Origin of the sequence: Exiguobacterium sp. s192 (genome assembly GCF_018618795.1) — a bacterium.
Taxonomy (GTDB): domain Bacteria; phylum Bacillota; class Bacilli; order Exiguobacteriales; family Exiguobacteriaceae; genus Exiguobacterium_A; species Exiguobacterium_A undae.
The window spans coordinates 91501-102855 of sequence record NZ_JACSMS010000001.1; the positions used below are offsets into that span (position 1 = coordinate 91501).

The 11355-nt window shown below is 46.6% G+C and carries 12 protein-coding genes and 1 tRNA gene; all 13 read left to right on the plus strand.

Features of this window, described 5'->3' with window-relative positions:
* The first annotated feature begins 23 nt into the window (after nt 1-23).
* The gene (locus KNP87_RS00420) at nt 24-479 is read left to right on the plus strand and encodes an acyl-CoA thioesterase (RefSeq protein ID WP_026832387.1); all 456 of its coding nucleotides are present in this window, start codon (nt 24-26) and stop codon (nt 477-479) included.
* Nucleotides 480-544: 65 nt separating this feature from the next.
* Nucleotides 545-808 carry a phosphocarrier protein HPr gene (locus tag KNP87_RS00425; RefSeq protein ID WP_012371023.1) on the plus strand — a complete coding sequence of 88 codons (264 nt, stop codon included), beginning with the start codon at nt 545-547 and terminating at the stop codon, nt 806-808.
* A gap of 84 nt (nt 809-892) precedes the next feature.
* On the plus strand, nt 893-1708 hold the full coding sequence (racE, locus tag KNP87_RS00430) for a glutamate racemase (RefSeq protein ID WP_026832388.1): 816 nt from the start codon (nt 893-895) through the stop codon (nt 1706-1708).
* Entirely contained in the window at nt 1699-2451 is a 753-nt protein-coding gene (rph, locus tag KNP87_RS00435) for a ribonuclease PH (RefSeq protein WP_026832389.1), read from the plus strand. Before racE ends, rph begins: the two co-directional genes overlap by 10 nt.
* Complete coding sequence (locus tag KNP87_RS00440; RefSeq protein WP_214720545.1) at nt 2448-3044, plus strand: XTP/dITP diphosphatase; 597 nt, start codon at nt 2448-2450, stop codon at nt 3042-3044. Before rph ends, KNP87_RS00440 begins: the two co-directional genes overlap by 4 nt.
* A gap of 6 nt (nt 3045-3050) precedes the next feature.
* Entirely contained in the window at nt 3051-3557 is a 507-nt protein-coding gene (locus KNP87_RS00445; RefSeq protein WP_214720546.1) for a metallophosphoesterase family protein, read from the plus strand.
* 67 nt (nt 3558-3624) lie between these two features.
* A tRNA-Arg gene (locus tag KNP87_RS00450) sits at nt 3625-3698 on the plus strand.
* A 78-nt stretch (nt 3699-3776) separates the two neighbouring features.
* Nucleotides 3777-4325, plus strand: coding sequence for a hypothetical protein (locus KNP87_RS00455; protein ID WP_026832392.1), 549 nt, complete (start codon nt 3777-3779; stop codon nt 4323-4325).
* 26 nt (nt 4326-4351) lie between these two features.
* A complete protein-coding gene (locus KNP87_RS00460; RefSeq protein WP_214720547.1) occupies nt 4352-5368 on the plus strand; it encodes a hypothetical protein in 1017 nt (338 codons plus the stop codon).
* Between the two features lie 109 nt (nt 5369-5477).
* On the plus strand, nt 5478-6770 hold the full coding sequence (tig, locus tag KNP87_RS00465; protein WP_026832394.1) for a trigger factor: 1293 nt from the start codon (nt 5478-5480) through the stop codon (nt 6768-6770).
* A 232-nt stretch (nt 6771-7002) separates the two neighbouring features.
* Nucleotides 7003-8268 (plus strand): ATP-dependent protease ATP-binding subunit ClpX, encoded by a 1266-nt coding sequence (gene clpX / locus KNP87_RS00470; RefSeq protein WP_026832395.1) that lies wholly within the window; start codon nt 7003-7005, stop codon nt 8266-8268.
* Nucleotides 8269-8339: 71 nt separating this feature from the next.
* Nucleotides 8340-10649: an endopeptidase La gene (gene lon, locus KNP87_RS00475; protein ID WP_026832396.1), complete on the plus strand. Its 2310-nt coding sequence runs from the start codon at nt 8340-8342 to the stop codon at nt 10647-10649.
* Between the two features lies 1 nt (nt 10650).
* Nucleotides 10651-11232, plus strand: a complete 582-nt coding sequence (gene yihA / locus KNP87_RS00480; RefSeq protein WP_012371013.1) for a ribosome biogenesis GTP-binding protein YihA/YsxC — start codon at nt 10651-10653, stop codon at nt 11230-11232.
* Nucleotides 11233-11355: the final 123 nt, after the last annotated feature.

Here is an 11355-nt window from a genome sequence, read left to right on the forward strand (position 1 = left end):
ATATTTTAGAGGAGGAAAGTGTCGTGCGTGTACCTAGTTATATTAATGATCTCGATCAATGGTTGGAGCAAATGAAACATGGGACGCGGCTTGATGTCGCCGTTCGATTTGCGGAAACCGATGCCTATGGGCATATGAACAACCGAGTTCCGTTCGTCTATTTCGAGGATGTGCGGACATTGATGCTCGAAGAGACAGGGTATTCACTGGCCGATGACGGGATCGTCGTCGTTGCGGACGCCCAGTGCAATTACATCCGGCAAGTCTATCCGCGGGCACGTCTTGCCGTCTATGCCTATCCGGTTCAGGTCGGAACCGCCTCCTGTGACGTCCATTATGCCGCGTTCAGCGAACAGGATGAATTGATGTTCACCGGTCGGACCTCGATGGTGCAGATTGATCGTTCCGGGAATGCGTTTGCTTGGAATGAAGCGTATAAAAATTCCTTGCAGAATCGATTCGAATCCGTTATCATTTGATAATGAGTTCACATATTCGAAAACGACTCACTAGTACGTTATTAGTGGAGGGAGATTTCTTAATCATGGAAAAAACATTCAAAGTCATCGCGGATTCAGGCATTCATGCTCGTCCGGCAACACAACTCGTCAACACAGCTTCTAAATTCCAATCAGACATCAACTTGGAGTACAACGGGAAGACTGTTAACCTCAAGTCGATCATGGGTGTTCTTTCACTCGGAATCGCAAAAGATTCAGACATCAAAATCGTTGCAAACGGTGACGATGCTTCTGAAGCAATCACGACTCTTTCAGATATGCTGACAAGCGAAGGTCTTGCTCAGTAATCCTTTATCGTACATTCTTGGACGCCGGTCTTGCACCGTCGTCCTTTTTTGTTACCATATGAGAGAGGAAGGTGAGGGGAAAACGTGAACAGATCAATTGGAGTATTAGATTCTGGGGTAGGTGGATTGACCGTGGCGCGGGAATTGATGCGTCAGCTTCCCCATGAACAAATCATATATGTCGGAGACACATTACGGTGTCCGTACGGTCCTCGACCAGAAGAAGAGATTCGCCAGTTTACTTGGGAAATGATTGATTTCCTCGTCGCGCAAGATGTCAAACTGATCGTCATCGCCTGCAATACGGCAACGGCGGTCGTCTTAAAAGAAGCACGACAAAAGTTGTCGATTCCCATCATCGGCGTCATCGATCCGGGAGCACGTGCGGCAGTCAAAGTCACACGGACAAAACGAATCGGTGTCATCGGCACAAAAATGACGATTGAAAGCAACTCATATGAAAAAGCCTTGCGTCACGTCGAGGGGCAGGTCGTCGTCGAATCACTGGCTTGTCCACCATTCGTTCCACTCGTTGAGTCCTCGCAGACCACGGGAGCTTATGTCGAACGTGTCGTCGCCAATACATTAAAACCGTTGCTCGCCTATGACATGGATACGTTGATCTTAGGCTGTACCCATTATCCGTTACTGGCAGAAGTGATTGGACGAGTCATCGGACCAAATGTTCAATTGATTTCTTCTGGGGATGAGACGGCGCTTGAAGTTGGTGCCTTACTGGATTACAACGGAATCACAGCAGCCCATGACACCGTCCCGGAACATGTCTACCATGCGACGGGAGATACACGGTCTTTTGAACGGATTGCGAGTGACTGGTTAAATCAACCGATTCAAGCCAAACGGTTAGTGTTAGGAACGGAGGAAGAAAAATGCGTTTAGATCAAAGAGCACAAGCAGACATGCGAACGATTCATTTCGAGACGGGTGTCAATAAACACGCAGAAGGATCCGTTCTGATTTCAGTCGGGGATACGCGTGTCTTATGTACAGCAACGGTCGAAGAAAAAGTCCCGCCGTTTTTACGCGGGAAACGTCAAGGTTGGATCAATGCCGAATATGCGATGTTGCCACGCGCGACAGCGCAACGGACCGGTCGTGAGTCGGTCCGCGGGAAACAAACCGGACGGACGATGGAGATTCAGCGTCTGATCAGCCGGGCGTTACGTTCTGTCGTCAATCTTGAAAAATTAGGCGAACGGACGGTTTGGATTGACTGCGACGTGTTGCAGGCAGATGGCGGGACACGAACAGCTGCAATCACGGGTGGTTTTTTAGCACTCGTCCTAGCGGTCGATGGACTGATTCAAAGCGGGAAGTTAACGGACACACCAATCAAAGAAGGCATCGCGGCAGTTTCGGTCGGTAAAGTCGGGACGGAGTTGTTGCTTGATCTTTGTTATGAAGAGGACGCTGCAGCAGACGTCGATTTGAATCTTGTCATGACATCGTCCGGTAAAATTGTGGAACTTCAGGCAACGGGCGAAGAAGCGACATTTTCACGTCGCGAAATGCTCGATATGCTGGAACTTGGGGAAAAGGGTATTGAGGAACTGCTTCAGGCGGCCGAACAAGCATTAGGTGCGTCCTGGTGGTATGTCGGAGAAGAGGTGGAACACCGATGAAAATTATCGTCGCGACCAGAAATGCTGGTAAAGTAAATGAATTCAAGGAGATGCTTGGACGACTCGGATATGATGTCGAATCCTTGCTCGACTACGAAACGGCTCCGGAGACGGATGAGACCGGTTCGACGTTTGAAGAAAATGCCGAATTGAAATCAAGAGAAGCGGCAGCTTATTTTGGTCATGCCGTGTTGTCGGATGACTCCGGTCTTGAAGTAGATGCTTTGGACGGAGCGCCAGGTGTCTATTCCGCCCGATTTGCGGGTGAGGACAAATCAGACGAAGCGAACAACACGTTGTTGCTGGAAAAACTGGCTGACGTACCAACAGAAAAACGGACTGCCCGTTTTGTCTGCGCCTTGTCTCTTGCGAAACCGTCCGGTGAAACGTTAACCGTACGCGGAACGATGGAAGGGACGATCGGTTTTGAACGGAAGGGAACAAACGGCTTCGGTTACGATCCGTTGTTTATCATCCCGTCCTTGAATCAGACGGCAGCCGAGTTGACGAAAAGTGAAAAAACGTCCATCAGTCATCGGGGACAAGCATTACGAAAACTTGAATTGGCATTGACTACTTTTTTAGGAGAGTGATCAGAGATGAAAGCATTAATCGTAAGTGATAGCCACGGGCTTGACCAGGAGTTGCTGACGATCTTTAATCGCCATCAAGATGTCGATATCGCTTTTCATTGCGGCGATTCACAGCTGACCGGAGATTCCGAATCGTTATATCCGTATCGTGTCGTCAAAGGGAACTGTGACTATGGAAATGATTTTTCAGACGAAGTGACAGAAGAACTGGGTGCGGTTCGGATCCTTTGCGTCCATGGTCATCGACAAGACGTTAAATACAGTCTTGATCAGTTGGTTCATCATGCGGATCAGAAAAAGGCTGCGGTTGTTTTATATGGTCATTCTCACGTCGCGAAGGCAGAACAGCATGACGGGAAACTGTTTATTAATCCGGGATCAATCCGGATGCCCCGTCATCGTCCGGAAAAGACGTATGCCGTTTTAACGTTAGTGGATGGGCAGTTCACAGTCGATTTTTATGATTTGACCGGTGAGACGATCAATGCCTTACATCTTGACGGAACACTTTGAAAAATAGTTTTTACTAATGTGATTGACACGAAAGAATTGTTTTAGTATAGTTTATTCGTGTTGACACGTCTCAATAGCTCAGCTGGATAGAGCAACGCCCTTCTAAGGCGTCGGTCGGGGGTTCGAATCCCTCTTGGGACACTATAATTAAAATAGAGACTTCCCTTATGAGGGGGGTCTCTTTTTTTTATCTGCTTCATCGGGTATAATCAAGGTATCATGAACTTGAAAGGGATGATGAAGATGATGAAACGAATGAGTGGAATCCTGTTGCTGACAGTTGCTTTAGCTGGATGTAGCGAGGTTACGGATACAGTGGACAATGCGAAACAACAAGTGACAGATGTAAAAAATAGTGTCGATTATGCAGGACAACTGCAAGATATCGCCCAAGACACATCAAAGGTGACATCTGAGCTTTCGACAAAGTTGGATCAGGCGGCTACCGAGGCCCGTGAATCGGCAAATCCGGAGCAGGCGCTCGATCAACAGATTGAAAAACTTCAAAATGATGGAACCGTTCAACAGTTGAACGAAGAACTGAATCAAATCGACGAACGTCTCGCGAGTTTAGAGAGTCCGCCGGCAGAATTAAAAAATCTCAGTGAAAAACTCGAACAATATGTCAATCAATCTGAAGACATTACGCGTTTACTAGAAGCCGATGTCTCGTTGGATACACTGAACAAAATGGGTATCGAGCAGGCAGGCCAGTTGCAAGAAGCAATCACAAACTGGACGTCTTTGCTTGATCCGTTCACAAAATAAGAACGTCAGACAGGAAAAAAGGTGGAATGACCGTGGGACAGTCACGTTGGATGGAACAACCGTTAATCGATGAGCAAAAACGCCTTGCTGCGTTGAGTGAGGCAGAATTGAATCTTCGCTTAAACCAACTTCAAACCATGACGTCAGAAGATGATATCTTGTATCTTCTCTACACGATCCAAGAGGCTTTTTTAGCAAGGGAAGACGGAATCGAAGCCTATCTGGCCATCGTCGACCCTTTTCTTGGGTTGGACGGTGTCGAGCAGGTGCTTGCGATTTTCATGTATGAAAAGGGAGAACGATATGCATTCGACCTTGCCTTGCGAACCGCATCCCCTTATTTGCCATACGGATTGGCACTAAAGTTAGAAGAAGTGGCCGCATCACGTTCACGCACGGCGCGGAACGTTCAGCAGACCGATGATGCATCGTATCTACAATTGGAAGAAAAACCTGCAGTGACGCTTACAGAGCAGGACTGGATCACGCTCTACCGCTTCGGAACGCTGGAAGAGCAAGTCCGTTTCTTGGCACAAACGGACTTACGGGTGCATCCTGAATTGATGCACTATATCGTTCATGACTATTTGACAGGACGGGACGTGAAACATCCAAGTGCTCTTGTCATACAACGGTTGCTTCCCCAGCTGACAGAATCGGCGCATGTCTATCCAATCGAAGTGTCGATTCAGTCGCTTGATGTTCATATGTTGTTTCATCGTCCGGAACAGCTTGAGTCATGTCTGACGCAGCAGGCCATTCAATTACAACGACTTGCCGATGCTGCGTTCGACTTGGAACGGATGGATCCGTTTAAGGCGCTTTTGCTTATGAACTGGTATCAAATCGTTTACTTAGAGGAGACGATGGAACAGGGGGAAGTGGTGGATGAATGGCTCGGTGCCGTCGAAGAATTGGCGGATCTCGACTTTTTGTCTGAAGCTCCGCCGGAATCCTTAAGTCCACAGGCACAGAAGATTTACCGGGCTGTCCATTTGGTGCTGCCGGAAGGAAAACTGTATGAACAAGCACTCCTTCAGTAATTGAAGGCGATTGCCTCGTTCAACAGTGGTAATCCTCAGAAAGACTGTGCTATAATGTGACTTGTTGTACACACATGTACGCTAATTGACATTTTTGGAGGGACTCAGCATGACTGCAAAATGGGAAAAACAATCAGGTAGCCTCGGCGTCCTCACGTATGAAGCGCCTGCTGAAGCATTTGATAAAGCGGTAGACCAAGCGTTCAAGAAAGTCGTTAAGACATTGAACACACCAGGTTTCCGTAAAGGAAAAATGCCACGCACAATGTTTAACAAAATGTACGGTGAAGAAGCACTTTACCAAGATGCTCTTGATATCTTGTATCAAGACACAATCGAAGGTGCTGTCGTCGAATCAGGAATCGAGCCAATCGCGCTTGATAACATCGACGTCGAAACACTCGAAAAAGGAAAACCGGTTGAGTTCAAAATCACATTCGTGATCGAACCAGATGCTACACTCGGTGAGTACAAAGGTCTTGAGTACACAGCAGTCGAAACAGACGTTACAGACGAAGATGTCGATGCTGAACTCAAAACAATGCAAGAGCGTGGCGCAGAGCTCGTCGTTAAAGAAGACGGCGTCATCGAAAATGGCGATACAGTCGTATTCGACTTCGCAGGTTTCGATGGGGAAAACCAATTCGACGGCGGTACTGCAGAAAACTATTCACTCGTCATCGGTTCTGGCAACTTCATCCCAGGATTTGAAGAGCAAATGGTTGGTCTGAAAACAGGCGAACAAAAAGACATCGACGTAACATTCCCAGAAGAGTACCATGAAGCATCACTCGCTGGAAAACCAGTCGTGTTTAAAGTAACAATCCACGAAGTCAAAGCTCAGGAACTTCCTGAATTGACGGATGAGTTTGCTAAAGAAATGGACGAAGAAGTTTCTTCTCTTGACGAGTTGAAAACAAAAATTCGTACACGTCTTGAAAACACACGTAAACAAGAAGCTGATGCTTCGATGCGTGATGAGTTGGTTGAAGCAGCGACTAAAAACGCAACAGTTGATCTTCCAGCAGTTATGGTTGAAAACGAAGTTGAGCGTATGGTCCAAGAATTCACACAACGTATTCAGTCACAAGGAATTGACCTTAACATGTACTTCCAGTTAACTGGAACAACTGAAGAGGCAATGCGTGCTGAAATGAAAGAACAAGCAGAAGAGCGTGTCAAAGCGCGTCTCGTTCTTAAACAAATCGTTGCAGACGAAAAAATCGAAGTAACAGAAGAAGAAGCGCAAGCTGAACTTCAATCGATGTCTGAACTCTACAACATTCCTGCTGATCAACTCGAAACGATGCTTGCTCCACAAGGCGGACTTGATACACTTAAAGGTGATCTTCAGTTCCGTAAAGCAATCGATGTTCTCGTTGACAACGCAAAAGCGAAATAATCAACACAACCGAACAGTCGACTTCAAGACCAATTTCTGGTCTTGAAGTCGATTTTTTTGTACGATAGGTCAAACAAGGACAAACTAAATTATAATTTTCAAATCAAACTGTAAATCGCTCATCCAAGATTTGAAAGAGTTTCCTTGTTCATGCTACAATCATTAATAGTAAAACGTGAGAATAGATGCGAAACGGATCTATACAACTTCCACGTTAAAGGGGTGGACCTTTATGTTTAAATTTAACGAAGAAAAAGGTCAGCTGAAATGTTCTTTCTGCGGAAAGACACAAGAACAAGTGCGCAAACTTGTTGCTGGACCTGGCGTTTACATTTGCGATGAATGTATCGAACTCTGCAACGAAATCGTTGAAGAAGAGCTTGGTACAGAAGAAGAAGTCGAATTGAAAAACGTGCCGAAACCGCATGAAATCCGCTCGACATTAAATGACTACGTCATCGGGCAGGAAAAAGCGAAAAAATCGTTGTCTGTCGCGATGTACAATCATTATAAACGGATCAATGCAGGTGGGCGTGCGGATGATGTTGAGTTGTCTAAATCAAACATCGTCATGATCGGACCAACTGGTAGTGGTAAAACACTTCTTGCACAAACGATGGCTCGTATTCTGAATGTTCCGTTCGCAATCGCGGATGCAACAAGTTTGACAGAAGCTGGTTATGTTGGGGAAGATGTTGAAAATATTCTCTTGAAACTGATTCAGGCTGCTGACTACGATGTAGAAAAAGCAGAAAAAGGTATTATCTATATCGATGAGATTGATAAAATCGCCCGTAAATCTGAGAACCCGTCCATCACACGTGATGTGTCTGGGGAAGGGGTACAACAAGCCCTTCTGAAAATCTTGGAAGGTACTGTGGCAAGCGTCCCACCACAAGGCGGACGTAAGCACCCGCATCAAGAATTCATCCAAATCGATACGACGAACATCCTGTTCATCGTCGGTGGTGCGTTTGACGGAATCGATCAATCGATCAAACGTCGTTTGGGTAAAAAGGTCATCGGATTCGGAAACGATTCAGAGAACCGCAACTTGACGCAAAAAGAAATCCTTGCGGCTGCATTACCGGAAGATTTGCAGAAATTCGGTTTGATTCCGGAATTCATCGGACGTTTACCTGTCATGGCGACACTTGAGCCGCTTGACGAGGAAGCACTCGTTCAGATCTTGACAAAACCGAAAAATGCACTCGTCAAACAATACAAAAAAATGCTTCAACTGGATGAGGTCGAACTCGACTTCACAGAAGATGCACTCGTTGAAATCGCGAAGCTTGCGATTGAACGAAAAACAGGAGCACGTGGTCTTCGTTCAATCATTGAAGAAACGATGCTTGATATCATGTTCGAAATACCATCACGTGAAGATATCGCTAAAGTCATCATCACAGCTGAAACGTTGACTGGGAAACGTGGTCCAACGCTTGAGTTGAAAGATGGTACAATTGAACAAGGTAAAGAAAAAGAAACGGCGTAACACCGTGACAAATCGGCTCGGAGGCTACTTGTACGCCTTTCCGAGTCTTTTTGTTTAGGAGGAGATTTTTGATGAAGACAAAACAATATCCATTATTGCCACTTCGTGGCGTCGTCGCTTACCCCTTAATCGGACTGACGATTGATGTCGGGCGTCCTGTCTCACTAAAAGCGTTACTTGCGTCGAAAGAACACGAAATTGATTTGGTCGTCGTAACGCAACGTGATCCGGAAGCAGAACCATCGGTGGACGGATTGCATACGATCGGAACACTCGTTCAAATTGCGAAGATGAGTGAACTCGGAAATGATACAGTCCGGGTGCGCGTCATCGGGAAAGAACGTGTTCGGATTGATCACGTGACAGAAACAGACGAAGGGTATCAGGCGAAAATCGAACCGATTGAAAAAGCGGATATCAAAGGGGCGAAACAAGAAGCGCTCGTTCGTCTGATTAAAGAGCAGTTTGGTCAGTTGGTGTCGCGGATCAAAGGAATCGGAACGGATGAGCGACGTCGTTTTGAAACATATGAACGTCTGGATTCGTTGACGGATTATATCGCTTCTAAATTACCGATCGACATTGCGAAAAAACAGGACTTCCTGGAAGAAAATGATCCGGTCGAACGTGGCGTCATGTTACTTGATGTGATGAAACATGAGTACGAGGTCGTTGAACTGGAACGGGAAATGCGCGAACGGACGAAAAAAACGATTGAACAATCGCAGCGGGAATATTATCTTCGGGAACAACTGAAGACGATTCAGCAAGAGCTCGGCGGAGAAGCAGTTTCGGCCGAGAGTGATGCCGTGAAATATAAAGAAAAACTGGCGTTGCTTGATTTGTCGGAAACAGCGGTCATCAACATTGAAAAAGAAATCAATCGACTGGCGGTTGTTCCGGCAACAAGTCCCGAGCATGGTGTCATCCGAAACTATCTTGAGTGGTTCTTCTCTCTTCCTTGGAACGAGGCGACGGACGATTTCTTGAATGTCGAAGCGGCGTCAGAGCAATTGGATGAAGATCATTATGGTCTCGAGAAGGTCAAAGAACGGATTTTGGAATACTTGGCGGTGCGTCAGCTGACGGATTCGCTTCGAGGACCGATTTTATGTTTAGCCGGTCCTCCAGGGGTCGGGAAAACATCACTCGCTCGGTCGATCGCAACGGCACTGGAACGGAAATTCGTTCGTGTTTCCCTTGGCGGAGTACGGGATGAGGCCGAAATCCGCGGACATCGCCGGACATATATCGGTGCGATGCCCGGACGCATCATTCGCGGCTTGAAACAGGCCGGAACAAACAATCCGGTCTTCCTGCTCGATGAGATCGATAAAATGGCGAACGATTTCCGGGGAGATCCGTCTTCTGCGATGCTTGAAGTTCTTGACCCGGAACAAAACAACAGTTTTTCCGATCATTATATCGAAGAGCCGTTTGATTTATCGAATGTCTTGTTCATTGCGACAGCCAATGATGTCTCGAACATTCCCGGTCCGTTACTCGACCGGATGGAATTGATTCAAATCGGCGGTTATACGGAACAGGAAAAAACGGAAATCGCCATTCGTCACTTGTTCTCGAAACAATTAAAAGAACATGGACTGAAGAAAAGTCAGTTGACGGTCAAACCGGATGCTTTGGAAGAAGTGGTCCGTCGCTATACGCGGGAAGCCGGTGTCCGGAGTTTGGAACGTGTCATCGGGGCACTTTGCCGGAAAGCCGCCAAACAAATTGCGATGGGTGAAAAGAAACGCGTCACGGTCACGAAGCGGAACCTGTCCGACTTCTTAGGGAAACCGATTTACCGTTATGGTCAAAGTGAACTTGAAGATACGATTGGCGCGGTGACCGGTTTAGCGTATACTGCATTTGGGGGAGATACACTGACGATCGAAGTCAGCCTTGCTCCAGGTAAAGGAAAATTACAGCTGACGGGTAAACTTGGGGATGTCATGCAGGAGTCGGCGCAGACGGCATACAGTTTCGTTCGTGCCAATGCCGAGGAATTCAAGATTGATCCACATTTTTATGAATCGCAAGACATTCACATTCACGTTCCGGAAGGTGCCGTTCCAAAAGACGGACCTTCGGCGGGGATTACGATTGCGACAGCACTGATTTCAGCGCTGACGAAACGTCCGGTGCGACGAGATGTCGGCATGACCGGTGAGATCACATTACGTGGTCGCGTCTTGCCGATCGGTGGACTCAAAGAGAAGTCGCTTGCTGCCCACCGTGCAGGATTGACGACGATTTTGATGCCGCAAGACAACACCCGGGATATCGATGATATCCCGGAAACGGTCCGGGACGGGATTCGATTCATTCCAGTCGCAACGATGGATCAAGTGCTCGAACATGCATTAAAAGGAGAGTAACATGAAAATTTATAAGGCAGATTTTATTACGAGTGGTGTCAATCCGGAGCATTATCCGGAACCACTCCTTCCAGAAGTAGCGTTAGCGGGTCGCTCAAACGTTGGGAAATCTTCATTTATCAATAAGCTTGTCCAACGAAAAGCCCTTGCTCGGACTTCTTCTAAGCCGGGGAAAACGCAGACATTGAATTTCTTTAACATCAACGATGAAGTCATGTTCGTCGACGTTCCCGGTTATGGTTATGCGAAAGTTTCAAAAACAGAACGAGAAGCTTGGGGTAAGATGATGGAGAAGTATTTCACGACACGTGAAATCTTAAAAGGCGTCGTCTTACTCGTTGATATTCGTCATGAGCCTTCGGCGGATGACGTCATCATGTATGACTTCTTGAAATACTATGATTTATCGGTTATCGTCGTGGCGACGAAACTTGATAAAATCAAACGCGGACAACGTGACAAACAGATCGCAGCCATTAAACGCAAATTGCAGTTTGATGGTCAAGATACATTCATCCCGTTCTCATCAGAAACCGGTGAAGGTGTCGATGCGGCATGGGAAGCAATTTACCGTCACTTGTGATTATACGTAAAAGAAACCTGTCTCCTCGTGGAGCAGGTTTCTTTTTTTATCCAGTATATTCCTTTCAGAAAAAACGGGTTCCATTATATGCGACAGCTTGAATTCAAGTTACAATAGAAAAAA